Origin of the sequence: Rahnella sp. BCC 1045 (assembly GCF_019049615.1) — a bacterium.
Classification (GTDB): domain Bacteria; phylum Pseudomonadota; class Gammaproteobacteria; order Enterobacterales; family Enterobacteriaceae; genus Rahnella; species Rahnella contaminans.
The window spans coordinates 63960-90695 of sequence record NZ_JAFMOZ010000140.1 but is presented as its reverse complement, the minus strand read 5'-3'; the positions used below and the strand labels follow the sequence as shown (position 1 = coordinate 90695).

Below are 26736 nucleotides of genomic sequence, written 5' to 3'. Positions count from 1 at the left end.
TTTTATCCCGCCCAAAAACTACAGTGCTTTCGGGAGTTCTGATTGCTCTTTTTCTTTATGACGGTTCGACGGCTGGGTGAAATAGGTTTTATCTTCCCAGCGCAGCATCGTTAAATCCCCGCCCCAGCAACAACCGGTGTCCAGCGCGTAAATGCCTTCCGGTGCGCCTTTTCCTTCCAGCGATGCCCAGTGACCAAACGCAATGCTGTAACCCGCTTCCTGCACCGGACCCGGAATATCAAACCAGGGTTTGAGGGGTTTTGGCGCGTTCTCGGGTACATCTTTGCAAATCATATCCAGCTGCCCGTTCGGGAAACAGTAGCGCATGCGGGTGAACGCATTGGTACTGAAACGTAAACGAGCCAGACCGCTCAGCTCCGGATGCCAGTTGTTCGGCATATCGCCATACATGGCATCGAGAAACAGCGGGTAAGTGTCGCTGCTCAGCACGGCTTCAACTTCGCGGGCGCACATTTTTGCGGTGTCGAGATCCCACTGCGGCGTGATCCCGGCGTGAGCCATCACCAGTTTCAGATCTTCATCTACCTGCAACACCGGCTGACGGCGCAGCCAGTTGATCAGCTCATCGGCATCTTCTGCTTCGAGTAACGGCGTAATACGATCTTTCGGCTTGTTAAAGCTGATGCCTGCGTAAACCGCCAGCAGATGTAAATCGTGATTACCGAGCACCATCCGTACGCAGTCGCCCAAACCACTGACAAAACGCAGGACTTCAACAGAAGACGGCCCGCGCGCGACGAGATCGCCCGTCAGCCAGAGAGCATCATTTTGCGGATCAAAATCCACCTGCGCCAATAGCGCCTTGAGTTCATCGATGCAGCCGTGAACATCACCAATAAGATATGTCGACATGTGGATTAATTTATCAGCGTAGGGATGGCGAGGCGGAAGACCGGGATCGGCACGCGGAAGCTTTCACCGTCGTGCGCGACCATTTCGTAATGGCCTTCCATCGTGCCCAGTGGCGTTTCTAAAACAGCGCCGCTGGTGTAGTGGAATTCGTTGCCAGGCAGGATCAGCGGTTGTTCACCGATAACCCCTTCGCCCTGAACTTCGGTCTGGCGGCCGTTACTGTTGGTGATCAGCCAGTAACGGCGAAGCAGTTGCACATTAAAACGCCCCAGATTGCGGATCGTGATGGTGTAGGCGAAAACAAAACGTTCTTCTTCCGGTATCGACTGTGACTCTACGTAGATACTTTGCACCTGAACACAAACACGGGGCGAATTAAGCATAACGCTACTCCTGAGGTTCCGGGGTTTTAGGCCGCGTGGACAACCAGTTAGCCAGTTTACAGTATTGCTCAACCGAAATATTTTCAGCACGCATGCTGAGATCTAAGCCCAGCTCCGTCATTTGCTCAGGAGTGAACAGATGGCCGAGGCTGTTACGCACAGTCTTACGACGCTGATTAAACGCGTCGGTGGTCAGGCGGCTCAGAATGCGGATATCAGAAACCGGATAAGGGATCACGTCATGTGGTACTAAACGCACCACGGCGGATTCCACTTTTGGTGCCGGTGTAAAGGATTCCGGCGGTACTTCCAGCACCGGGATAACGTTGCAGTAATACTGCGCCATCACCGTTAAACGACCATACGCTTTGCTGTTCGGGCCTGCAACCAGGCGGTTTACCACTTCCTTCTGCAACATGAAATGCATGTCTTTGATGGCGTTGGTGTAGGTGAACAGGTGGAACATCAGCGGCGTGGAAATGTTATACGGCAGGTTGCCGAATACGCGCAGCGGCTGACCAAGCTCTTCGGAGAGCTCGCCAAAATTGATTTTCATTGCATCAGACTGAATGACGCGCAGCTTGCCCTGAAACTTCGGATTGTTTTCCAGACGTGTAGCCAGATCGCGGTCGAGTTCGATGACCGTCATGCTATCCAGACGTGAAGCGACGGGCTCAGTTAATGCAGCCAGGCCAGGACCGATTTCGACGACAGATTCGCCCGGCATAGGATGAATGGCCGACACGATGCTATCGATAACAAACTGATCGGTTAAGAAGTTTTGCCCAAAACGTTTACGGGCAAAGTGACCTTGGTGGACTCTACTATTCATTGTTGTTATTTATCGTTGCTGTTATTTGCCATACGAATGGCGAGATTTATTGCTGTCTTGAAACTGCCTGCATCGGCTGTGCCGGTTGCAGCGAGTTCAAGGGCGGTGCCGTGATCAACGGAAGTCCGGATAAAGGGAAGGCCCAGCGTGATATTCACGGCGCGACCGAATCCCTGATATTTTAGCACCGGAAGGCCCTGATCGTGATACATCGATAAAACAGCATCGGCGTGTTGCAGATATTTAGGCTGGAATAACGTATCAGCGGGCAGCGGACCGATAAGATGCATTCCCTGCTGGCGCAGTTCTTCCAGCGCAGGGATGATGATGTCTATTTCCTCATGACCCATATGACCGCCTTCTCCGGCGTGCGGGTTCAGACCACACACGTAGATTTGCGGCTCGGCGATGCCAAATTTGGTTCTCAGATCATGATTCAAAATGGTGATAACTTCGTGGAGACATTCGCGCGTGATCGCACCCGGTACGGCTAACAGCGGTAAATGCGTGGTCGCCAGCGCGACGCGCAGTTCTTCCGTTGCCAGCATCATCACTACGCGGTTGCAATGGCTGCGGTCAGCAAAGAATTCGGTATGACCGATAAACGGGATACCGGCATCGTTAATGATGCTCTTTTGCACCGGGCCGGTAATCAGCGCGGCAAACTCACCGCTGATTGCGCCATCGCAGGCGCGGGCCAGCGTTTCTACCACGTATTGGCTGTTGGCGACATCCAGTTTACCGGGCGTGACAGGCACAGCCGTGCTGACCGGTAAAACCGTTAATGTCCCCGCGGCCTGAGGTTCTGCCGGGCTGTCTTTCAGGTATTCGCGCAGCTGGATCTTCAGACCCAGTTTTTCAGCGCGCTCAAGCAGCAGGGCCGGATCGGCACACACCACCAGCTCAACAGGCCATGCCTGCTGAGCCAGCGCCAGTACCAGATCCGGCCCAACCCCGGCAGGTTCGCCGGGGGTGATGACGACAGATTTCGTTGTCAGTGTTTTATTGTCCATTACCGTCCATAATTTTCACGTACGCTTCAGCACGTTGTTCCTGCATCCAAGTCTGGGCTTCTTCCGCAAATTTACGGTTGAACAGCATGCGGTAAGCACGTTCTTTCTGTGCCGCATCTGTTTTATCAACCTGGCGGGTATCCAGTAACTGGATCAGGTGCCAGCCGAAGGAAGAATGAACTGGCGCACTGATTTCACCTTTTTTCAGGTTCATTAGTGCATCGCGGAACGCAGGATCGTACATATCCGGAGACGCCCAACCTAAATCGCCGCCCTGATTTGCAGAACCCGGATCCTGAGAAAGCTGTTTCGCTTCATCAGCAAACGTTGCTTTACCGCTCTTGATATCCGCCGCAGCCTGTTCCAGTTTCGCGCGCGCCTGAGCATCGGTCATCACAACGGATGGCTTGATCAGGATATGGCGTGCATGGACTTCAGTGACGGAAACGCTTTTGTTATCACCACGGATATCGTTCACTTTCAGGATGTGGAAGCCCACGCCTGAACGGATCGGACCGATAACCTGGCCTTTCTGCGCAGTACTCAGCGCCTGAGCGAACAGGGAAGGTAATTCCTGCAATTTGCCCCAACCCATGTTGCCGCCTTTCAGCGCCTGGGAATCAGCAGAGTAGGTGATAGCCAGTTTGCCGAAGTCCGCGCCGTTGTTCAGATCAGCAACGATTTTCTTCGCCAGCTGTTCAGCCGTATCAACCTGATCCTGCGTTGGGTTTTCCGGCAATGGCAACAGGATATGGCTGAGGTTAAATTCAGCGCTGCTGCCGTTCTGAGCCGCAACCTGTTTGGACAGCTGATCCACTTCCTGAGGCAGGATCGTCACGCGACGGCGAACTTCGCTGTTACGGACTTCACTGATCAGCATTTCTTTACGGATCTGGGCGCGATAAGTGCTGTAGTTCAGACCGTCATAAGCCAGACGGCTACGCAGCTGGTCAACGGAAATATTGTTCTGCTGTGCAATACCGGCAATCGCTTTATCCACATCCTGATCCGTCAGCGTGATACCCATGCGGGTCGCCATCTGCAACTGGATCTGATCCATGATCAGACGATCAAGGATCTGGTGGCGCAACGTCGCTTCATCGGGCAGCTGTTGGTTTGCTTGCTTGGCCTGCTGCGTTACTGACTGATACAGGCTGTCTACGTCACTTTGCAATACGACGCCGTTGTTGACGACGGCGGCAACTTTATCAACTTCCTGAGGGGCTGCAAACGCAGTGCTGGCACAAAGCGTCACGCCGAGGAGAAGTGTTCTCCAGTTCTTCATACTTTTTCCATTTGTCTAATCCGCAAGCGCGGGTTTCAAGTTCACTGAGTTCGTAGAGTCTTAACTCATCAATCGTGGTATCGGCTTAGAAAGCGCGTTGATAAGGCAGTATGCCGCTGGCCAACATTTCTTTCGTTCCGAGGGTTTGATTGTTCCCCAGGCCTCTAAGTTCAATGTTGAATCCAATCTTATTGTCATACTTGCTTTCGGACTTAACAGTATCGTAGTTGGTGATCTTACGTTCGTAGCCCACGTTGATGGCCCAGCAGCAGGTGTTGTACTGCAAACCAATCAGCTGATCGGCAGATTGCTGTGCTTTGGTGTCGTAATAATAGGCCGCAACAATCGCCCAGCGGTCAGCAATCGGCCAGCTGGCGATCCCGCCCACCTGAGAAATACCATCCTGATATCCCGGGTTGGTCACGCTTGGCAGTGTCGCCTGAATATATTCCGGGCTGGCATAACGGTAGCTCAACTGAACCATTCTTTCTGAGTCAGCGCGGTATTCCAGAACGGCATCGCCCAACGCCAGTGCATCTAAACGGGTGTCGTACTGCACGCCACCACGAACGCCCCAGAAGTCATTGATTTTGTAATAGCTGTCACCAGCCCAAACCAGGCTGCCTCTGTCATCACTTTTATCCAGAGCACTGTTCACGTCGCCTGTGCGCGGTGGCTGGAAGTAGTAAATCTGACCGGCAGACGCATTGAAGCGCTCTTCCAGATTTTCGTCGTAAATACGGGTTGTTAAACCAGTTGCCACCTGGTTTGCCGAAGCAATTCGGTCCAGGCCGCTGTAGCTCTTATCGCGGAACAGGCCGGTATAGTCGGACTGTAACAGCGTCGAGTCATAGGTATTAATCCCGCTCTGGTTACGATACGGAATGTACAAATACTGTGCGCGCGGTTCGAGAGTCTGGGTGTAATCACTGTCCCAGTCCATCGTCCGGTCGAAGACCATTTTGCCGTCGGTTTTGAACTCAGGCATAACGCGGTTTACTGAAGAACGAAGTTTGGTGTCCGGGTTCGCATCGTAATACGCATCCGGAATATCCTGCTGATAGTGGGTCGCCATCAGCTTAACTTCGTTATCCAGACTTCCCCAGGCGTTACTCAGCGGCAGGCTCAGGGTCGGTTCGAAGTGAGTACGCACCGCTTCCGGGTTGTCAGGGTTAACGCTGGTGAATTTCACCGCCTGACCATAAAGATGCAGGTCGAAAGGGCCCACATCGTTTTTGTAATAGTTGATGTCCAGCTGTGGCTGGGCGCGGTAAGCATTGCTGTTACCGTAATCCGAAAACACCTGGAACTGCTTGCTGGCCAGCGTCACATCCCAGTTTTGGTTGGCATAACCTACGCTGAATTTTTGCGTGGAATAGCCGTCAGTGCTTGAACCGTATTTCGAATCGAAATCGGTGAAGTAGTACGGGTCACTGACCTTGGTGTAGTCGACATTGAAGCGCCAAACCTGATCGTATACGCCGGCATGACGCCAGTAGTACATCCAGCGCTTAGTCTTATCGCTGGTCCGGTTCTCATCATCCACGTACTGCTGATCGATTTTCTTATCGTCGCCCAGATAATCGAACTCCATCAGACCTGCACCGGCCACGGTCAGATAGCGGAATTCGTTCTGCAATTGCAGACCACGGTTGCTCATGTAGTTCGGCGTGATCGTGGCATCGTAATTTGGCGCGATGTTCCAGTACCAGGGAACCGTCAGGCCAAAGCCGTTACTGCTGCTGTATTTGGCGTTCGGAATAAGGAAGCCCGAACGGCGTTTGTCACCGATCGGCAACTGCATGTACGGGCTGTAGAACACCGGAACCGGGCCGATATGGAAACGGGCATTCCAGATTTCAGCCACTTCTTCCTGGCGGTCCTGAATCACTTCTGAACCCACCACGCTCCAGCTGTTATCGCCAGGCAGACAGGTCGTGAATGTGCCGTTATCCATGATGGTGTAGCGGTTGTTGTCACGCTGCTTCATCTTGTCAGCATTACCGCGGCCCTGACGGCCTACCATCTGGTAATCGCCATTCTGGACATCGGTATCTTTGGTGGTCAGGTTTGCAAAGCCTTTCGGCCCGTTCAGCTTGATCTGGTTATCGTTATAACGCACGTTCCCGGTCGCCGTGGCGGTACGGGTCGGAGTGGGCTGATTGGGATTGGCAATTTGGTTGAGCTGAACATGATCGGCATCGAGCGTACTGTTACCCTGAACGATATTAACGTTGCCGCTGAAAAGCGCGCTGTCAGGATAATTTCCGGTGGCCTTGTCGGCATTGATGGTCACAGGCAGTGAATTAGGATCACCCTGCACCAAAGGTTTGTCATAGGTCGGAACGCCGAGCATACATTGTTGCGCGAGGTCGGCCATTGCGCCGTGACTGTACAATACTGACCAGATTGTGGCAGCCAGCACTGTGGGTAAGCGTGTTTTCAGACGTCTGTTTTTCATACGTAAAATGGTGTTCCGTCATCAGAGGCATCATGCCGGCAAACGGTCAGAGACTATCTCACTCATCATGGTTGCGCTAGTGTTAAATCCAACCTGTTACGTTGCCGCCGTTAGGCACAACGATAAATGCCGGTTATGATAAAGCAATTTTTAAGCGACGGCATGGCGAATTGAGGAGTATATGCAGTATTGGGGAAAACTGCTCGGACTTATCCTGGGCTTATGGTCAGGTTTAGGCTTCTGGGGAATTGTTTCAGGGGTGTTGATAGGGCATATGTTTGATACTGCGCGTTCTGCGAAACGCCGGGGATATTTCGCCGATCAACAGACACGTCAAACTCTCTTTTTCCGCACCACATTTGAAGTGATGGGGAATCTGACTAAATCAAAAGGCAGAGTGACCGAGGCGGATATACAAATTGCCAGTCTTTACATGGAACGTATGCAGTTGCACGGTGAGCAGCGTGAAGCCGCCCAGCGTGCCTTCCGCGACGGGAAAGATGCGAATTACCCGTTGCGGGAAAAAATGCGGGCATTGCGCACTGCATGTTTCGGCCGCTTTGATCTGATCCGGACTTTTCTGGAAATCCAGATCCAGGCGGCGTATGCCGACGGTTCTTTGCATCCGAACGAGCGCGAAGTGCTGTATGTGATTGCTGAAGAGCTCGGGATCTCCCGCATGCAGTTCGATCAGTTCCTGCGCATGATGGAAGGTGGGCAACAGTTCGGCGCAAATCAGCAGGGCGGTCACTCTTATCGCGGCGGTTATCACCAGACACAGCAAGGCCCGACGCTGGCCGATGCCTGTAAAGTGCTGGGCGTGAATGCCACGGACGATGCAACCACAATCAAACGTGCGTACCGCAAGCTGATGGGCGAACATCATCCGGACAAGCTGGTCGCAAAAGGTTTGCCGCCGGAAATGATGGAAATGGCGAAAGAGAAAGCGCAGTCGATTCAGGCCGCGTATGACCTGATCAAAAGAGAGAAAGGTTTTAAGTAATCTTCTCCGACGCAAAAGTAAAAGGCGCTGAATTCAGCGCCTTTTTTGTGTCTTCCGGAAACTTAAAAATCCGGCTCACAGTTGAATACCAGCGGCGCGTCAGTGATCGGATGGTAAAACGACAGCTCCTGCGCATGCAGTTGCAGGCGGTCAGCGGCGGCCAGCGCCTGCGGATGTGCGTAAAACTTATCGCCCAGAATCGGATGCCCGAGCGCCAGTAAGTGCACGCGCAGCTGATGTGAACGTCCGGTAATCGGCCGGAGTTTGACGCGCGTCGTGCCGTCTTCATCCCAGGACATCACTTCGTATTGCGTCAGCGCTTTCTTCCCGGTCTCATGGCAAACTTTCTGTTTTGGCCGGTTGGGATAATCGCAAATCAGCGGCAAATCGATAATGCCGTAATCTTCTTCGACCCGTCCCCAGACCCGCGCGATATACACTTTCTTGGTTTCACGCTCGCGGAACTGACGTTTCAGCTCTCGTTCGGCTTCTTTGGTCAGCGCCACCACAATCACGCCGCTGGTCGACATATCCAGACGATGCACCGATTCCGCTTGGGGATATTGCTGCTGAATGCGCGTCATCAGGCTGTCCTGATGCTCGGCTAATTTCCCCGGCACCGAAAGCAACCCGCTTGGCTTATTCACCACCATGATGTGTTCATCCTGAAAAATCACCCGTAACCAGGGATCGGTCGGCGGATTGTAATTCTCCAGCGGCCGGGTTTTGGAAGGCTCAGGGATTGTCGGTTGATGTTCGCTCATAGCGGTTTCAGTCTGCATTCAGGGTGAAATAAAAGAAGGGATGCAGACCGGCTGCATCCCGTCAGGCTTACTGGTGGCTGACGACCACCAGACGGATCGCATCCAGACGCCAGCTGGCATCGTTCAGATTCGCCAGTACCTGCTTGCGGTTAGAGTCTACCGATTCCAGTTCGTCATCACGAATGTTCGGGTTCACTTCTTTCAGCGCTTTCAGACGATCCAGTTCTTTCGTCAGTTGCTCGTCCGCTTCAACTTTCGCCGCTTCAATGAGCGCACGCGCCTGCTCAGCAATTTCCGCTTCAGCCTGTTGCAGCATGGCGTGAACGTCCTGCTGCACAGCATTCACCAGCTTGCTGGAGTTGTGACGGTTAATCGCGTTCAGCTGACGGTTAAAGCTTTCGAATTCTACCTGAGCCGCCAGATTGGTGCCTTTTCTGTCCATCAGCATACGTACCGGCGTCGGTGGCAGGAAACGGGTCAGTTGCAGATGTTTCGGCGCCTGGCATTCCACCACGTAAACCAGCTCTGCCAGCAACGTACCGACCGGCAGCGCTTTGTTTTTCAGAATCGACACCGCACAGCTGCCGGTATCGCCGGACAGGATCAGATCCAGACCGTTACGCACGATCGGATGTTCCCAGCTGATAAACTGCGCATCTTCACGCGACAGCGCCTGTTCACGATCGAAAGTCACGGTACAACCGTCTTCCGGCAGGCCGGGGAAATCCGGCACCAGCATGTGATCGGAAGGTGTCAGCACGATCAAATTGTCGCTGCGATCTTCCTGATTAATACCAACGATATCGAACAGATTCAGTGCGAAATTCACCAGATTGACGTCGTTATCCTGCTCGCCAATTTCTTTCGCCAGTTGCTGCGCACGTTCGCCGCCGTTGGAATGCATCTCCAGCAGACGGTCGCGGCCATTTTCCAGCTTCTCTTTCAGCGCGTCATGTTCCGCGCGGCATTTGAGAATAAAATCGTCCAGACCTTCCTGCTCAGCCGGTGTGGCGATGAACGTAATCAGCTGATCGTAAGCGCTGTCATAAATCGTCCGGCCGGTCGGGCAGGTATGTTCGAACGCATCCAGACCTTCATGGAACCAGCGAACCAGCACCGACTGCGCGGTTTGCTCAAGGTAAGGCACCATGATATCGATATTGTTTTGCTGGCCGATACGGTCCAGACGGCCAATACGCTGCTCCAGCAGATCCGGGTTGAACGGCAGATCGAACATCACCATTTTGCTGGCGAACTGGAAGTTACGGCCTTCGGAGCCGATTTCTGAACACAGCAGAACCTGGGCGCCTTCTTCCTGCGAAGCGAAGTACGCGGCGGCACGGTCACGTTCGATGATCGACAAACCTTCGTGGAATACGGCGGCGCGGATCGCTTCGCGTTCACGCAGAACCTGTTCCAGTTGCAGCGCGGTGGCGGCTTTGGCGCAAATCACCAGCACTTTTTCGTCACGGTTGGCGGTCAGATAACCGAGCAGCCATTCCACGCGCGGATCGAAGTTCCACCAGGTGGCGTTTTCGCCTTCGAACTCCTGATAAATCTGCTCCGGATACAGCATGTCGTGCGCACGGGCTTCGGCGGTTTTCTTCGCGCCCATAATGCCCGAGACTTTAATCGCGGTCTGATACTGCGTCGGCAGCGGCAGTTTCACCGAATGCAGATGGCGCTCCGGGAAACCTTTTACGCCGTTACGGGTGTTACGGAACAGCACGCGGCTGGTACCGTGGCGATCCATCAGCATGGAAACCAGCTGTTTAGCGGCAACTTCGTCACCTTTATTGGCGGCGGTCAGCAGCGCGTCGGTGTCAGTATTGCCAACGCTTTCGCCCAGCAAGGCCAGCGCTTCCGGCGTCAGCGGCTCTTTATTGAGCAGCAGCGTCACGGCATCCGCGACCGGCTGATATTGCTGCTGTTCTTCAATGAATTCTTCGTAATCGTGGAAACGATCCGGATCCAGCAGGCGCAGACGCGCAAAGTGGCTTTCCTGGCCCAGTTGCTCCGGCGTGGCTGTCAGTAACAGGACGCTCGGGATTTGCTGGGAAAGCTGCTCGATTACCTGATATTCACGGCTCGGCGCGTCTTCGCTCCACACCAGATGGTGCGCTTCGTCGACCACCAGCATGTCCCAGGAGGCATCTGACAACTGCTCGAGGCGGGACTTATTGCGGCGCACGAAATCGAGGGAGCAGATAACCAGCTGTTCGGTTTCAAACGGGTTCGTTGCTTCATGCACGGATTCGGCATAGCGGTCATCATCAAACAGAGAGAAACGCAGGTTAAAGCGGCGCAGCATCTCAACCAGCCACTGATGTTGCAGGGTTTCAGGCACCACGATTAGCACGCGTTCGGCACGGCCGGACAGCAGTTGCTGATGAATAATCATGCCGGCTTCGATGGTTTTACCCAGACCGACTTCATCGGCCAGTAAAACGCGCGGCGCATGACGCTGGCCGACTTCGTAAGCGATGTGCAGCTGGTGCGGGATCAGACTAGCGCGCATACCGCGCAGGCCGCCGAACTCCAGACGGAACTGCTCGCGCTGATATTTACGTGCGCGGAAACGCAGGGCAAAACGATCCATACGGTCAATCTGACCGGCGAACAGGCGATCCTGAGGTTTGCTGAATGTCAGTTTGCTGTCGAGCAGCACTTCACGCATGGCAACGCCGGTTTCTTCCGTATCCAGACGGGTACCGATATAGGTCAGCAGGCCTTTGTCTTCAATGACTTCTTCGACTTGCAGCTGCCAGCCTTCGTGGCAACTGATGGTATCACCGGGATTAAACATCACGCGGGTGATCGGGGAATCATTTCGGGCATACAAACGGTTTTCACCGGTGGCGGGGAAAAGCAGGGTAACCATGCGCACATCCAGCGCGACCACGGTTCCTAATCCTAATTCGCTTTCCGTATCGCTTATCCAGCGTTGACCCAATGTAAACGGCATAATCTCTCTCTGTGTTATTTGCTCTGTGTACGACAACTGCGGCAGCGACTGCGCATTGCTCGCCATGCCTCTGATAATGCTTGGGCAATAGTTTTCTTTTCCCGTCAGCAGGCGGGAAGTGATTCACTGTGTGAGGATGATTCAGAAATGGGAAAGGGCGCTATGGTAATGGAAGGTAAGCGATTCGTCACCTTAGAATCACATCCGCAGCGCCTTCTTTTGCTTAAAATAACCCCATCTGACCTGTAATGAGTGTAGCAAAATCGTCATGAAGGAAAGGCAAAATGCCATCGGCCACCGGTTCCAGCTGGCGTTCGATGTAGTGGTCGTAATCGACCGGTGACTGGCGGTTCTCCAACGGCTCCGGCCCGGAGGTGGTCATCACGTAGCTTATCCACCCGCCGTTCTGGTACTGTTTTGCGCGACCATGCTGCACATTATACTCATCCGCCAGCCGGGCGGCGCGCACATGCGGCGGCACATTTTTCTCATAATCACTGAGCTTCCGGCGCAGGCGTTTACGGTACACCAGCTTGTCGTCCAGCTCGCCGTTGAGCGTGCGTGCCACATAATCGCGGACATAATCCTGATAGGGTTGCTGATGGAAAATCCGCTGATACAGCTCCTGCTGAAACTCCTGCGCCAGCGGTGTCCAGTCGGTACGCACCGTTTCCAGCCCCTTATAAACGATATGTTCGCCGTCGGCGTCTTTCACCAGCCCGGCATATCGCTTTTTACTGCCGGTTTCAGAACCGCGGATCGTCGGCATCAGAAAGCGTTGATAATGCGTTTCGAATTCCAGCTCCAGCGCGCTTTCCAGCCCGTATTCCTGCTGCAAATGCTTTTTCCACCAGGTGTTCACCTGCTCCACCAGACGGCGGCCAATCACATTGGCGTCTTCCTGTGAATGCGCCTGATTGAGCCAGACAAAGGTGGAATCCGTATCGCCATAAATCACCTGATAGCCTTCTGCCTCAATCAGCTCGCGGGTCTGGCGCATGATATCGTGCCCGCGCAGCGTAATAGAAGAAGCCAGACGCGGATCGAAGAACCGGCAGCCGCTCGAGCCTAGCACGCCATAAAAGGCGTTCATGATGATTTTCAGCGCCTGCGACAGGGGTTTGTTATTGTGTTTTTTCGCGGCTTCGCGCCCCTGCCAGATCTGGCTGACGATTTCCGGCAGGCAATGTTTTTCCCGTGAAAAACGGGCGTTGCGGTAGCCGGGAACAGAATGTTCATCGTCCGGCTGTTGCAGACCTGCCACCAGCCCGACCGGGTCGATCAGGAATGTACGGATAATCGACGGGTACAGACTTTTATAATCGAGCACCAGCACAGAATCGTATAAGCCGGGGCGGGAATCCATCACGAATCCGCCTGGGCTCATTTCACCTTCCAGCTCGCCCAGATTTGGCGCGACGTATCCTGCGCGGTGCATGCGCGGTAAATAGAGGTGGGTAAAGGCGGCGACTGAACCGCCGCTGCGGTCGGCGGCCAGCCCGGTTACCGACGCGCGTTCAAGAAGAAACGGCATCAGCTCGGTTTTGGCAAAAATGCGCGTGACCAGCTCGCAGTCTTTCAGGTTGTAACGTGCCAGCGCGGGTTTGTTTTCACGAAAACGTTGTTCGATTTCGGCCAGACGCTGATACGGGTTATCGCTGGATTTCCCTTCGCCTAATAAACTTTGCGAGACGAATTCAAGACTGAAGGAATTGAAGTTCCAGAAGGCGGATTTCAGGGCTTCAATACCGTCGATAATCAGGCGGCCTGCGGCGGCGGCAAAAAAATGCCCCTGTTTGAAGCCGTGCTCGCGCCATTCCAGCTCACCGCCGCCGCGCCCGAATTTGAGCGGGATTTTGTAGCGGTCGGCATGCTTTTGTAAAACGCGCAGATCGAACTGTATGACACTCCAGCCGATAATCGCATCCGGATCGTAAGTTTCCAGCCACTCGTTGAGCTTTTGCAGCAAATGCGGACGGCTGTCGACGTATTCGAGATTGAAATCGAACTGACTGTCCGGGTCACCGTTCGGCGGCCCGAGCATATAAACGTGGCGCTGCCCGCAGCCTTCCAGCCCGATGCAATACAACTCGCCGTTACCGCTGGTTTCGATATCCAGAGAACAGAGTTTCAGCGGCGGGCGGTATTCCTGCGCCGGTTTCATCTTCGTGTCGAGCAGCAGATTGCCCGCCCCCGGTTTGCCGCTGAACCACACCGGCGCGGTGATGTAACGCTCCATCAGAAAACGTTCCGGCGGGCGGATATCCGCTTCATAGACCCTGACGCCGTTCTCTTTTAACAGCTTTTCAATGCGCATTAACTGCCGGTGTTGCGGGCAATACAGGCCGAGAACCGGTCGGGAATGGAAATCCTGCAACGGTAATTCGCGCAAACTGACATTTTTTTCATCGGCCAGCAGACGTTCAGCCTGCACGCGCTGTTCCGCCGGAATAAAGGCCACCGACTCCTGCAACGGCAGACGAACTTTCTGCGGTCCGCTGTCAGTCGCCAGCCACAGTTCCACTTCCGTGCCACGCGGCGTGTCGCGCCAGTGGCGGGTCAGCACGAATCCCTGACGCGGTGACGTGTCAGTGGTACGTGTGGCGGAAGGAGTGGATTGTGCGTTAATAAGCGCCTCGCAAGCGGAATGAAAAATCAATGACAGAGTATGGTTATTTATACAGTCTTTGTCCACGACTCTGGATTCTGCCAAATACGCATACAATTACTGGGTTGACGGCAATACTTCAGGCGCTGACAATTCAGCCGCTTGATGTATTTACTACAATCAAAGTTCAGAAAACTGACACTAGTCTCATTATTTATCCGTACTGATGCTCTATGCCTTTTGCGTCACAATTACTGGGAATTTATGGAAGCCTATTTACAACATCTGGTCGCTCAGTCGGTGGGCTTTGCTTTAATTATTGTCGCCGTGGTGGCTTTTTTCGAATCGCTGGCGCTGGTCGGGCTGATTCTGCCCGGCACGGTGATGATGGCGACACTCGGGACGCTGATCGGCAGCGGTCAGGTCGGCTTGTACGAAGCGTGGCTGGCCGCCGGGCTTGGTTGCTTTTTGGGCGACTGGGCGTCTTACTTCATCGGACGGCGTTTTAAAGAACCGCTGCATCAGTGGAAATTCCTGCAACGCTATCAGTCATTGCTTGATAAAACCGGGCACGCGCTTGATCGCCACAGCTTTGCGACGGTGATTATTGGCCGCTTCATTGGGCCGACGCGTCCGCTGGTGCCGCTGGCTGCCGGTATGCTGAACCTGCCGCCGTATAAATTTGCGCCGCCGAATATCATCGGCTGCATCACCTGGCCGCCAGTCTATTTTTTGCCGGGAATTCTGGCCGGCGTCGCGATCGACATTCCGACCGGCCATAACAGCGCGGTCTTCAAATGGATGCTGTTTGCGGCCTTCGTGCTTCTCTGGCTGAGCGCCTGGCTTCTCTGGCGCTGGTTCCGTGCTGGAAAAGCCGCGCCGGACGCGATGACAAAATGGTTACCGCTGCCGCGCCTGCGCGTAGTTTGTGTGCTGAGTCTGGTCGCGACGGCGGTGAGCATCGTGATGCTCAGTAAACAGCCGATGATGCCGGTTTATGGTCATTTATTGTGGAAAGTGATTACCCGCTGACAGGAACGGCAATATCTTGCAAAAAGCCTTGTGCAGGATATTGCCGCATTATTTCGGTTTGCGTGAAAATAATATCGTCTGCTAATTGTTCGTGATAACGTGTCCCCGTAAACGCCTCGCCTTACTGTTTAATATTGACTTTATTTCCTGAATTTGAACTCACTCTCATATCTGACCGATAGTTTATTTCCCCTTTCGGTTTTGCTGCTTTGCGATATTTTATAATTATTTGTTTTGTATAGATAAAAATCCTCTTTTGGCTATTTATAGGTAAAAGCTATAAATGCCCCGCCAAATCAATATTGGTTTAGCCCTTTACTCATCGTGAATACTCCCAGCGCTCTGACATTTGAATCTTATATGCACATCTTTCTGGAATGTGCATTTCTGGCTAAGGGAATTAAGCGCGATGAAGAAATTAATTAAATATACATTACCTCTGGCATTAACATTTTTAGCGCCCGGCGCTCAGGCTGAATATTTATGGGGCTTCTTCGATACCGGTTTGCATTATCTGGACTGGACACAAAACACCACGCACCGGACCGGAATGAAATCGCATAAAGATGACTTTTTCTATCTTGAACTGGAAGGCGGTGCGGGATTTACCTGGGGCGAAACTTACGGCTTCTTCGATCTGGAAAATCCGCTGAATAAAGAGCATGACCAGCCGGGAGATGAACAGCGTTATACCTTCAAAAGCACCAACCGGTTCTATCTGGGTCATTCAGGTTTTAATCTTTACGGCCATTTATATGGCACCTACAGCGCGCCGCTCGGCGTGCATTTCCATGATGTCATGGCGTTATACGGAATAGGTTACAACATTAAAGCGGGTAACTTCTGGTATAAGCCTTTTATCGCCAAACGTTATACCGATCAGACGTATTACACCGGCGATAATGGCTATGTATTTGGCTGGGCCGCCGGATATGACTTTACCGCGTGGGGCGAGAATTTCAGCCTGACCAACTGGACGGAATATGAGTTTGACCGCGCCGACCAATATGCTGCCGGTAACGGCGGAAAAGAAGGCGTCAACGGCGGCGCGGGTTTCTGGTGGAAGCCCAATCCCAGCCTTACGGTCGGATTACAGTATCGCTATGCGGATAATAAATTGGGTGAAAGTTTCCTCCAGGACGGAATTATCTACTCCATAAAATATAACTTCTGATCTGCTCGCATCGCATTGTTCATGCTCTCCTGAAAGGAAATAAAATGACAATACAAATCCGGTTGAAAATTATGTTCTTTCTTCAATTCTTTATCTGGGGTTCCTGGCTGGTCACGCTGGGTTCTTATATGATCAACACATTGCATTTTACCGGGGCTCAGGTTGGATTAGTTTATGGCGCAAAAGGTATTGCCTGTATTATTATGCCCGGCATCGTCGGTATTATTGCGGACCGCTGGGTAAAGGCCAATAAACTGTATGCGCTATGTCATTTCTTCGGTGCGGTTGCCTTATTTATCGCGGCCGGTATTGCAGATCCTCATCTGATGTTCTTTGCGATGTTATTTAATGCCATGGTGTATATGCCGACCATCGCGTTATCCAATACCATTTCCTATATTTGCCTTGAGAAAGCCGGGCTGGATACGGTGAAAAATTTCCCTCTGGTCCGGGTGTTTGGCACGGTCGGGTTTATTTTTGCAATGTGGGTTATCAGCCTTTCCGGTTTTGAGCTCAGCAATATTCAGCTGTATATCGCATCGGGTCTCTCGGTGGCGCTGGCTCTGTACGCCTTAACGCTGCCGTCTTGCCCGACGTCCTGCGTGAAAAAAGGCAGCTCATGGGTGACCTTGCTGGGGCTTGATGCGTTTGTGTTGTTCCGCCAGAAGAAGATGGCCATTTTCTTCCTGTTCGCCATGCTGCTCGGCGTTTCCCTGCAGATCAGCAACACGTTTGCCAGCCCGTTTATGCATGATTTCTACCGCAATCCGCTCTTCCACGACAGCCTGGTGGTGAAGTATCCGTCCATTCTGTTGTCGATGTCCCAGATTGCCGAAGTCTTCTTTATTCTGACCATCCCGTTCTTCCTGTCCCGGTTTGGGATCAAGCGGGTCATGATGATCAGCATGGCGGCCTGGACGCTGCGCTTCGCACTGTTCGCTTTCGGCGATCCGTCGTTTGGTGGGATGATTTTCCTGTTGTTGTCGATGCTGGTGTACGGCTGCGCGTTCGACTTCTTCAACATTTCAGGGGCGATTTTCGTTGAAAAAGAAGTGGCGCATAATATCCGTGCCAGCGCTCAGGGCTTATTTATGACGATGGTGAACGGCGTCGGGGCGTATGTCGGTGCCATAGCCAGCGGGCATGTAGTCGATCACTTTACGGTAGATGGCGTGAAAGACTGGCAAAGTATCTGGCTTTCCTTTGCCGCTTATACCGTGGTTCTGGTGATCGTTTTTGCCTTCACGTTTAAGTACAAACATAACCCGAGAGAATTCACCAAACCGGTTCTCAGCCACTAATATCCGGCCGCCGGATGCCCAGCACTTTAGCTTCCGGCGCGGTACCGTCAGCCAGCGCCTGCGTCGGGCCATCGTAGAAAATCCTGCCATCCACAATCAGCAAGGTGCGCGGCGCAATCCGCGCCGCATCGTCCAGATTGTGCGACACCATCAGCAGTGTGAGATTACGCTGCTCACACACTTTATCCAGCAAACTCAGCATTTCGCTGCGCAGCGCAGGGTCGAGTGCCGAAAACGGCTCGTCGAGCAGCAAAACCGGCTGACTGCGTAGCAGACAACGCGCCAGGGCCACGCGCTGACGCTGCCCGCCGGAAAGCTGCGACGGCAGGCGTTCCAGACAATCTTCCAGCCCGACCTGCCGGGCGATTTCCTCTAATGCCTGCTTTTGCTGCGCGCTGAGTTTCAGCCCCGGGTGCAGCCCCAGTCCCATGTTCTGGCGTACGGTCAGATGCGAGAACAGATTGTTTTCCTGAAACAGCATTGAAACCGGACGTTTGGCCGGGGGCGTTGCGCTGTGATCGGCACAGTTCAGCAAAATCTGTCCGCTGACCGGCGTCAGAAAACCCGCCACCAGGCTGAGCAGGGTACTTTTCCCCGCACCGCTCGGGCCAAGGATCGCCACACGTTCACCGGCCGCGATGTGCAGATCAAAGCGCATCGGTAAATGTTCGTACAGGTAGGTCAGTTTATTCAGCGTCAGCATGGCGGCCCGGCAATTTCTCAATCAGGGTAAATAACAGGAAGCATAGCAGCAGGAGTAAAAGCGCCGTGACCGCACCGTCCTGGCTGCGATAGGAACCCATCTGCTGATACAGATAAAACGGCAGGGTGCGGAAATTCTCGTTGCCGAATAAGGCAATCACGCCGAAATCCCCCAGCGACAGCACACAGGCAAATGCCAGTGCCTGTGCGATCGGGCGTTTCAGCGCGCTCATTTCCACCCAACGCAGACGCTGCCAGCCGCGCATATCGAGCGAAATACACAGCGGGTTATAGCGCTCCGCCACATCACGCATCGGGTTATCCAGCACTTTTAATGCGTAAGGTACCGCCATCAGCGCATTGGTCATGATAACCAAAGGCCACGGGGTTTGCGGCAATCCGGTGGTATCACCGAGCAGCAGGAAAAAACCGGTCGCCAGCACGATGCCCGGCATCGCGAGGATCAGCATTCCGCTGAGATCCATCGCCTGCGCCCAGCCATTTTTCTGGCGTAAACGCAGCTCGCGGCTGCTCCACAGCAACATCATCGTCAGCAACACACACAATAATCCGCTGCCCAGCGCGATACGGACTGACGTCCATAAAGCCTGCCACAGCGCGGGCTGTTGCAGCACGCTGACGGCGGCGCGATTTATACCATCGAAAACCACGGCCAGCAGCGGCGGCAGGATCAGCAGTAAAGCCAGAACAATCAGCAGGCCGTCGGTAATGCGGCGCAGCGGGGAATCGTCCGGATTGCGCCAGCGCTGAGCATGGGTCTGACCGACCGGCAGCGCCTGGCTGAGTTTCTGGCTGAGCAGAACCAGCGTCAGACAACAAAACAGCTGGATGAGCGCCAGCGTGGCCGCGCGACTTAAATCGTAGTCGTAACTCAGTGCCTGATAAATGGCGAGTTCAATGGTGGTCGCCTGCGGACCGCCGCCCAGTGAAAGCACGGTGGCGAAACTCGCGAAACACAGCATGAATATCAGGGCAGCGGCGGGGAAAATCTGACGTCGGATCGCAGGCCATTCCACAAAGCGGAATTGCTGCCAGGCATTCATCCCGAGCTGCGCAGCCAGCTGCCGCTGTTCGATGGCGATATTTTCCAGCGCCTGTAATAAAAGACGGGTTGCCAGCGGCAGATTGAAAAATACGTGCGCCAGCAAAATGCCCTGTAAACCGTACGGCGAAAAACGGTAATCCACACCCAGCCAGTTGCAAATCTGCGCCAGCCAGCCCTGTCTTCCGTATACGCTGAGAATGCCGAACACCGCGACTAAAACCGGCAATACCAGCGTCATCGCGCACAATCGTAATAACAGCTGACGACCTGGGAAACGGCGGCGGAAGAGGGTGCGCGCCAGCAAAATAGCGGGCAGCACCGAGCAGAGCGCCGAAAGCAGCGCCTGCCAGAAGGTGAAACGGATGACGTGCCAGAGATACTGATCCTGCCACGCAGACACGCCGCTTATTTGTGGCGCATGACGCCACAACGAGCCTAATGCCAGCGCGGCGACCAGCAGCATCGCCAGTGACGCCACCGCGCCCGGCCACAGCCAGCGGGGGATCAACGGCTGACGGCGTTCTGCCATGCCTGAATCCATTCGCCGCGGTGAGAAGCTACATCCTGTGCGCTGTATTGCAGGGATTTTGCCGGTACGGTCAGCTGTTTGAAGGCATCAGGCAGTGGCGTGCTGATCACCGGATACATCCAGTTGCCGGTCGGAATGACTTTCTGGAAATCTTCAGTAGTGACGAATTTCATGAACTGTTCAGCCAGTTTCAGCTGTTTGCTGCTGGCCAGCTGACCCGCGACTTCCACCTGCATGTAATGACCTTCAGCGAAGTCAGCGGCGGCATAATTATCTTTCTTCTCTTCAACAATATGATAGGCCGGAGAAGTGGTGTAGCTCAGCACCAGATCGCTTTCGCCTTTGAGGAACAGGCCGTAAGCCTCGCTCCAGCCTTTGGTGACGGTCACGGTTTTCGCCGCCAGTTTTTGCCACGCTTCAGGCGCTTTGTCGCCATAGACTTTTTGCATCCACAGCATCAGGCCAAGACCCGGCGTGCTGGTGCGCGGATCTTCGTAAATCACTTTCCATTTCTGGTCGCTGTTGATCAGCTCATCGAGGCTTTTTGGCGGGTTTTTCAGTTTGTTTTTGTCATACACGAACGCGAAATAGCCGTAGTCGTAAGGCACAAACGTCGTGTTATTCCAGCCACCCGGCACCGTCAGTTGAGCATCAGTTTTCGGTGCTTTGGCAAACAGGCCGGTTTGCTCAGCGGCCTGCAACAGGTTGTTATCCAGACCGAGCACTACGTCCGCTTTAGTGTTTTTGCCTTCCATCCGCAGACGGTTCAGCAAAGATACGCCATCTTCCAGCGCGACATATTTCAGTTCGCAGCCGCACTGTGCCTCAAAGGCTTTTTTGATCGCCGGGCCGGGGCCCCAGTCGGCAGAGAAGGAATCGTAGGTATATACCGTCAGAACGGGTTTTGCAGCAAAGGCAGGTGCAGAAAGTAACAGCAGACAGGACAATATTTTTTTCAACTTTGCGCTCCAAAAAAGAAAAGGGGCAAAGGATTTTGAGTGAGCATCGCACAGTCTCAAATCCCTCCGCCGGGGTTAACCGGATCAGGTTCGACGGGTATCAGGTCTCAGCCATCTTTAAACGTGCTGCGCGTGTGTTGATCGGGCGTCGTGCAGTGCTCGAAATGCTCACGTACTTTGTGTACGCTCCGCTTTCTGTGCGCTGTACTTCACCCGCTGAACACGCGCTCGCGGCGTTTAAAAATCGAGGTCATTCTTCAATACAAAAGAAGTCACTCGGGCACCCCGTTGAGAACGGATGTCATTCTAGAGATTAACGGCGCAATGCGATAGTCCGATTAGCTGTCGGGTGGCGCGAACCAGGCAGATTTGAAGTCGAACCAGCCGAGGGTGTTCATCCGCACGCCGCGCATACTGCGCTGGCCTTGTAAAACCAGCCAGTGATGAAACAGCGGATGAATGTGATGGCAGGCGATCTGCTTCTGGCTCCAGTCGGCAATGGAAAGCTTTCCGGCGTGCCATAAAGCGGCGTCTTCATTCATCGTTTGCGGGAAACAATACGCCAGCAGCGGCAGTTCGTAGAATGAGGCAAACAGCGAAAACTCCAGCGGCAACGTGAAGTTGGCGCTACCCAGCCAGAGATCGGTTTTCACGCCGCCGCGGTACCACACCGCATAATCGACAATCTGGATCACCAGCTCAATGCCTTCTGCCGCCAGCAGCGGACGCAGCGCGTTGCAGATAGCGTGATGTTCTGAGTGCTCGTTATAAAACGTCAGCGTGACCTGCGTCAGACCGTCAGGTTTGGGCGGGTGGGGAAGCAGCGCTTTATGATGCCAGCGCGGCAACAGGCCGTACGCCGGCGACCAGTAACGCTGATAAACCGGCTCGGCAGCGTTGAGCAGCGCAATCGGATTGAACAAATCGCACAGCCACTGGCGCGTTTGTGCGTTTTGGCCGACCGGCGAACGCTGGTCGAAAAGCAGGAAATAACAACCTTCCTCAAGGCGGCTTTCAAGCTCGCTTTTGCCGGATTCATCGGCCTGAAGCTGGACGCCGGAATGCACCAGTTCCTCACTGAGTTCAGGTAGAACCCAGATATTGACCTCATCGATCAGCGCCCGGAATCCAAAATATTCGTCAAACGCGCGGATCCGCAGCTGCGTTTTCTGATTTCGTACCACGGCATACGGGCCGGTTCCCACCGGATGGCGGGCAAAATCGGGCAACGACTCCCACTCTTGTGGCAGGATTGTCGCGTGGATATTCCCGAACAGCCACGGCAGCCAGTGGTCGGGCGCGTTCAGATGAATGTCGATGACGTTTGGCGTTAATGAGATCACCGAGACGATATTGCCGAATAAGCGGTGTGATTTGAGACGAGCGAAGGTGGTAATAATATCGGCCATTTCCAGCTCACGACCATGATGAAAATGAATAGCCGGACGCAGATAGAACCGCCAGTGCAGCGCAGAGATTTCCTGCCAGTGATGGGCCAGATCGCCTTCTACTTCCCCGTTTTCCTCATTTATGCGCGTCAGCCCGCTGAAAATCTGTCGCGCGATGTGTGTTTCTGAGCGGCGCAACATGGTGCCGGGCAGCAGATTAAACAGCGGGCGATAGTACAGCACGCGAAGAATATGTTTGCCCTGACGGAAGCTGCGTCCCAGCTGGGATAACAGCATCTGGCGCACCATGTTTTTATCGCCAACCAGTTGTACCAGCTGATCAATCCGATCCTGTTCAAGCAGTTCTTCGGCACGTTGCTGCTGAAGCGCCAGACCGGTGTACAAAAAGGTCAGCTTTGACCGCTTACCGCGCCCGGCTTCTGCATCCCAGTTGAGCCAGCCCTGTTCCTGCATGGTGCTGAGCAATGATCGCATATGCCGCCGCGAGCAGTTCAGGATTTCCGATAACGCCAGCAAAGTGGTTTCGGTTTCTTCGCCGTGGCAGCTTTGCCACAATCTGATGAACTGCTGTTGCAAACGGGACGAGGTCATAAAAGAGGAACTCCGGAGGAAATCTCATCAATTTATCTTTCCTCATATTACCCCGATACTGATCTCCAACGAAAGCCAGTCATCAAGGTCAGGAGGTCATCATGAAAAACACGCTAACCGCCCGTTTCTATCAGCGTTACTTCGCTGCCGTCAGCAGAAATGCGGGCAGAAATCATGCTGACTGGCTGTCATGGGTTCCGGTGGAATACCGTTTAGACATTCTCTCCCGCCTGACGCAGTGGGACATCGCCTCGCAGGACGATGAGCAATACCGCCGTCATCTATAACCCGCAGGCGCGGCCGGATTCGATTTTCTGAGTAATGGTGTAATGTCACCAGCCAGTGGGGTAACTCACTGGTTTTTTTCTATTGATTATCCCCTTCACCCTTCGAGCCGCAAATGCGTTGGCCGCTCTTGCTCACCCGAATCACTGACTCATTTCAGCTCATCGGGATTCGCGAGATTGCCGCCTTCCTGCAACTCGAATTGTTTTGGGTATACACTGTATGTTTCGTTGTAAGACTTTCATTTCTCAGGGATGGCGTTATGTCTAAACCTCGTATTAATGCAATTTATGTCACCTTTCTGGTGGTGTCCTTGCTGTGTGGTGTCGCGGGCGCGTTGCAGGCGCCGACGCTTAGCCTGTTTCTGACCAATGAAGTGAAAGTCCGGCCAATGTGGGTCGGTTTCTTTTATACCGTCAACGCGATTGCCGGGATTGCGATCAGCTTTCTGCTGGCTAACCGCTCGGATAATAAAGGCGACCGCCGCAAATTGCTGATGTTTTGCTGCCTGATGGCCATCGGCAACAGCCTGGTATTTGCTTTCAGCCGTGATTATCTGGTGCTGATCACCGTTGGTGTTTTGCTGGCGGCCATCGGGAATGCGGCGATGCCGCAGCTGTTTGCGCTGGCGCGTGAACACGCCGACCGTTCATCCAGCGAAGTCGTCATGTTCAGCTCTATGATGCGTGCGATGCTCTCACTGGCGTGGGTACTGGGCCCGCCGTTGTCGTTCATGCTGGCGCTGAATTACGGTTTCACGCCGATGTATCTGAGTGCGGCCGCGGTGTTTGTCGGCAGCATACTGATGATTGCGTTTTTTCTGCCGTCCGTGCCACGCCTCGAACAACCGGTGGATGAAAAAGTCGTGCCGGTCAGCGCGTGGCGGAACAAAGATGTACGTCTGCTGTTTTTCGCGTCATTGTTGATGTGGACGTGCAATATCATGTACATCATTGATATGCCGCTGTATATCACCAGTGAGTTAGGTTTGCCGGAAGGGCTGGCGGGCTTATTGATGGGAACGGCGGCAGGGCTGGAAATTCCGGCTATGCTGGTAGCAGGCTATCTGGTTAAGCATTTTGGTAAGCGAAAACTGATGTTGTACGCGGTGGCAAGCGGGGTTATTTTCTATGCCGGTCTGGTGGCATTCCCGTTCAAAGCCGCACTGATGATCCTGCAACTGTTTAACGCGATTTTCATTGGCATCGTGGCCGGTATTGGCATGCTGTATTTTCAGGATCTGATGCCGGGACGCGCCGGTTCGGCGACCACGTTATTCACCAATAGCATCTCAACCGGCGTGATTTGCGCAGGTTTGCTGCAGGGCGTGATCGTGGAGAACTTTGGCCATTATCCGGTGTATTGGGCTGCGACCGTTCTGGCGGTTCTGGCGCTTGGCCTGATGTTTAAAGTCAAAGACGTCTGACCGCACTAAAAGAAGAAACCCGCGAAGTTCGCGGGTTTTTTTATGTCTGACGTACGGTAATCAGTGCATAAATGCAGGCTGATTTTTCTCGTAGCCGGAGATGTTCTCTTCGTGCTGCAAGGTCAGGCCGATGCTGTCCAGACCGTTAATCATGCAGTGACGGCGGAAGCTGTCGATGACAAACGGATAGCTTTTGTTACCGGCTTTCACGGTTTGCGCTTCCAGATCCACTTCGAACTGAATGCCTTCGTTGTCTTTCACCAGTTGGAAAAGCTCGTCGACTTCCGTTTCGCTCAGCGTGATGGGCAGCAACTGGTTGTTGAACGAGTTGCCGTAGAAGATATCAGCAAAACTCGGGGCGATCACCGCATGGAAACCGTAATCAGTCAGTGCCCATGGCGCATGCTCACGGGATGAGCCGCAACCAAAGTTTTCGCGCGCCAGCAAAATGCTCGCGCCTTTGTAGCGCGGTTTGTTCAACACGAAATCCGGGTTAGGCACCTGACCGGCGTCATCCAGAAAACGCCAGTCATTGAACAGATGCTGGCCGAAACCGGTGCGGGTCACTTTCTGCAAAAACTGTTTCGGGATAATCGCATCGGTATCGACGTTAGCTGCATCCAGCGGAACCACCAGACCGATGTGTTGGGTAAATTTAGCCATGGTGTTTTCCTCAGTTCAGTTCACGGATATCAGCGAAGTGGCCGGTGACCGCTGCTGCGGCAGCCATTGCCGGGCTGACCAGATGCGTGCGTCCGCCACGGCCCTGACGGCCTTCGAAGTTACGGTTGCTGGTAGACGCGCAACGCTCGCCCGGTTCCAGGCGGTCGTTGTTCATCGCCAGACACATGGAGCATCCAGGCAGACGCCATTCAAAACCGGCTTCGATGAAGATCTTATCCAGACCTTCTTCTTCCGCCTGCGCTTTTACCGGACCGGAACCCGGAACCACAATCGCCTGCACACCCGTCGCGACTTTACGGCCTTTGGCAATCGCTGCCGCAGCACGTAAATCTTCGATACGGGAGTTGGTGCAGGAACCGATGAAGACTTTGTCGATTGCGACGTCGGTCAGTTTAATACCCGGCTGTAAATCCATGTACGCCAGCGCTTTCTCAGCGGAAGCGCGTTCTACCGGATCGGCAAAGGAAGCAGGATTTGGGATCACCTGATTAACGGCCATCACCTGACCCGGGTTGGTGCCCCAGGTAACCTGTGGCGCGATTTCAGAGGCGTCCAGCGTCACGATGGTGTCAAACTTCGCGCCGTCTTCGGTTTTCAGGGTTTTCCAGTATTCTACAGCGGCGTCCCAGTTCTGCTCTTTCGGCGCAAACTGGCGGCCTTTCAGATAAGCAAACGTGGTTTCATCCGGCGCAACCAGACCGGCTTTCGCACCCATTTCAATCGCCATATTGCACAGGGTCATACGACCTTCCATGCTCAGCGCTTCAATGGCTTTACCGCAGAATTCCACCACGTGGCCGGTACCACCCGCACTGCCGGTTTTACCGATAATTGCCAGTACGATGTCTTTCGCCGTGATGCCCGCAGGCGCTTCGCCGGTGACTTCAATCTTCATGGTTTTCGCGCGACCTTGTTTCAGGGTTTGCGTCGCCAGAACGTGTTCAACTTCAGACGTCCCGATACCGAAGGCCAGTGAACCAAATGCACCGTGCGTAGCGGTATGGGAGTCGCCGCACACGATGGTCATGCCCGGCAACGTCATACCCTGCTCAGGGCCGATGACGTGAACGATGCCCTGGAACGGGTGATTCAGGTCATACAACTGCACGCCAAATTCCGCACAGTTTTTGATTAATTCCTGCATCTGAATGCGCGCCATTTCGCCACTCGCATTGATGTCTTTGGTTTGGGTGGATACGTTGTGATCCATCGTCGCAAAGGTTTTGCCCGGCTGACGCACAGGACGCCCCATCGCGCGCAAGCCGTCGAATGCCTGCGGAGAGGTCACTTCGTGAACCAGATGGCGGTCGATGTATAACAATGGCGTTTCGTTTTGCGCTTCGTAAACGACGTGAGCATCAAACAATTTTTGGTACAAAGTCTTGGCCATG

Annotated in this window: 21 protein-coding genes and 1 riboswitch; of the genes, 6 read left to right on the top strand and 15 right to left on the bottom strand. The window is 53.8% G+C overall.

The annotated features are described in order from the left end of the window. Positions 1-18: 18 nt before the first annotated feature. The 6 genes from apaH to lptD form a co-directional block, all read right to left on the bottom strand. Positions 19-873, bottom strand: coding sequence for a bis(5'-nucleosyl)-tetraphosphatase (symmetrical) ApaH (gene apaH, locus J1782_RS21165; protein WP_152325164.1), 855 nt, complete (start codon positions 871-873; stop codon positions 19-21). 5 nt (positions 874-878) lie between these two features. Further along, positions 879-1256 carry a Co2+/Mg2+ efflux protein ApaG gene (apaG, locus tag J1782_RS21160; RefSeq protein ID WP_152325163.1) on the bottom strand — a complete coding sequence of 126 codons (378 nt, stop codon included), beginning with the start codon at positions 1254-1256 and terminating at the stop codon, positions 879-881. 4 nt (positions 1257-1260) lie between these two features. Then, positions 1261-2088 carry a 16S rRNA (adenine(1518)-N(6)/adenine(1519)-N(6))-dimethyltransferase RsmA gene (rsmA, locus tag J1782_RS21155; protein ID WP_152325162.1) on the bottom strand — a complete coding sequence of 276 codons (828 nt, stop codon included), beginning with the start codon at positions 2086-2088 and terminating at the stop codon, positions 1261-1263. 5 nt (positions 2089-2093) lie between these two features. Further along, positions 2094-3101 (bottom strand): 4-hydroxythreonine-4-phosphate dehydrogenase PdxA, encoded by a 1008-nt coding sequence (gene pdxA, locus J1782_RS21150; protein ID WP_208950022.1) that lies wholly within the window; start codon positions 3099-3101, stop codon positions 2094-2096. After that, on the bottom strand, positions 3091-4386 hold the full coding sequence (surA, locus tag J1782_RS21145; RefSeq protein ID WP_152325160.1) for a peptidylprolyl isomerase SurA: 1296 nt from the start codon (positions 4384-4386) through the stop codon (positions 3091-3093). The genes pdxA and surA overlap by 11 nt, the downstream gene beginning before the upstream one ends. 85 nt (positions 4387-4471) lie before the next feature. Next, on the bottom strand, positions 4472-6847 hold the full coding sequence (lptD, locus tag J1782_RS21140) for an LPS assembly protein LptD (protein ID WP_217153864.1): 2376 nt from the start codon (positions 6845-6847) through the stop codon (positions 4472-4474). Between the two features lie 181 nt (positions 6848-7028). On the opposite strand from lptD, the gene djlA reads away from it, so the two are divergent. Beyond that, positions 7029-7850, top strand: coding sequence for a co-chaperone DjlA (gene djlA / locus J1782_RS21135; protein WP_152325158.1), 822 nt, complete (start codon positions 7029-7031; stop codon positions 7848-7850). Positions 7851-7912: 62 nt separating this feature from the next. Here djlA and rluA read toward each other — a convergent pair whose 3' ends face one another. The 3 genes from rluA to J1782_RS21120 form a co-directional block, all read right to left on the bottom strand. Continuing rightward, positions 7913-8614, bottom strand: coding sequence for a bifunctional tRNA pseudouridine(32) synthase/23S rRNA pseudouridine(746) synthase RluA (gene rluA / locus J1782_RS21130; protein WP_217153863.1), 702 nt, complete (start codon positions 8612-8614; stop codon positions 7913-7915). 67 nt (positions 8615-8681) lie between these two features. Continuing rightward, complete coding sequence (rapA, locus tag J1782_RS21125; protein WP_217153862.1) at positions 8682-11579, bottom strand: RNA polymerase-associated protein RapA; 2898 nt, start codon at positions 11577-11579, stop codon at positions 8682-8684. Positions 11580-11802: 223 nt separating this feature from the next. After that, on the bottom strand, positions 11803-14208 hold the full coding sequence (locus J1782_RS21120) for a DNA polymerase II (protein ID WP_217153878.1): 2406 nt from the start codon (positions 14206-14208) through the stop codon (positions 11803-11805). 243 nt (positions 14209-14451) lie between these two features. Here J1782_RS21120 and J1782_RS21115 point away from each other — a divergent pair, with 243 nt between their 5' ends. The 3 genes from J1782_RS21115 (at position 14452) to J1782_RS21105 (ending at position 17694) form a co-directional block, all read left to right on the top strand. Next, a complete protein-coding gene (locus J1782_RS21115) occupies positions 14452-15219 on the top strand; it encodes a DedA family protein (protein ID WP_217153861.1) in 768 nt (255 codons plus the stop codon). A 409-nt stretch (positions 15220-15628) separates the two neighbouring features. Beyond that, positions 15629-16393 (top strand): outer membrane protein OmpK, encoded by a 765-nt coding sequence (locus J1782_RS21110; protein ID WP_152325154.1) that lies wholly within the window; start codon positions 15629-15631, stop codon positions 16391-16393. A gap of 44 nt (positions 16394-16437) precedes the next feature. Further along, the gene (locus J1782_RS21105; protein ID WP_217153860.1) at positions 16438-17694 is read left to right on the top strand and encodes a nucleoside permease; all 1257 of its coding nucleotides are present in this window, start codon (positions 16438-16440) and stop codon (positions 17692-17694) included. Here the strand turns inward: J1782_RS21105 and thiQ are convergent. The 4 genes from thiQ to sgrR form a co-directional block, all read right to left on the bottom strand. After that, positions 17684-18397: a thiamine ABC transporter ATP-binding protein ThiQ gene (gene thiQ / locus J1782_RS21100; RefSeq protein WP_217153859.1), complete on the bottom strand. Its 714-nt coding sequence runs from the start codon at positions 18395-18397 to the stop codon at positions 17684-17686. The two genes, J1782_RS21105 and thiQ, sit on opposite strands and share 11 nt — an antisense overlap. Continuing rightward, entirely contained in the window at positions 18381-19991 is a 1611-nt protein-coding gene (gene thiP, locus J1782_RS21095) for a thiamine/thiamine pyrophosphate ABC transporter permease ThiP (protein WP_217153858.1), read from the bottom strand. Before thiP ends, thiQ begins: the two co-directional genes overlap by 17 nt. Continuing rightward, positions 19967-20950 carry a thiamine ABC transporter substrate binding subunit gene (gene thiB / locus J1782_RS21090; protein ID WP_217153857.1) on the bottom strand — a complete coding sequence of 328 codons (984 nt, stop codon included), beginning with the start codon at positions 20948-20950 and terminating at the stop codon, positions 19967-19969. The genes thiP and thiB overlap by 25 nt, the downstream gene beginning before the upstream one ends. A gap of 43 nt (positions 20951-20993) precedes the next feature. Further along, positions 20994-21248, bottom strand: a riboswitch (TPP riboswitch). 40 nt (positions 21249-21288) lie between these two features. After that, positions 21289-22950, bottom strand: a complete 1662-nt coding sequence (gene sgrR / locus J1782_RS21085) for an HTH-type transcriptional regulator SgrR (RefSeq protein ID WP_217153856.1) — start codon at positions 22948-22950, stop codon at positions 21289-21291. A 101-nt stretch (positions 22951-23051) separates the two neighbouring features. On the opposite strand from sgrR, the gene sgrT reads away from it, so the two are divergent. Next, positions 23052-23237 (top strand): glucose uptake inhibitor SgrT, encoded by a 186-nt coding sequence (gene sgrT / locus J1782_RS21080; protein ID WP_152325148.1) that lies wholly within the window; start codon positions 23052-23054, stop codon positions 23235-23237. Between the two features lie 260 nt (positions 23238-23497). After that, positions 23498-24661 (top strand): MFS transporter, encoded by a 1164-nt coding sequence (locus J1782_RS21075; protein WP_152325147.1) that lies wholly within the window; start codon positions 23498-23500, stop codon positions 24659-24661. A 60-nt stretch (positions 24662-24721) separates the two neighbouring features. On the opposite strand, the gene leuD is transcribed toward J1782_RS21075, so the two are convergent. Beyond that, positions 24722-25324, bottom strand: coding sequence for a 3-isopropylmalate dehydratase small subunit (gene leuD, locus J1782_RS21070; protein WP_152325146.1), 603 nt, complete (start codon positions 25322-25324; stop codon positions 24722-24724). Positions 25325-25334: 10 nt separating this feature from the next. Beyond that, entirely contained in the window at positions 25335-26735 is a 1401-nt protein-coding gene (gene leuC, locus J1782_RS21065) for a 3-isopropylmalate dehydratase large subunit (RefSeq protein ID WP_101075152.1), read from the bottom strand. Between the last annotated feature and the right edge of the window lies 1 nt (position 26736).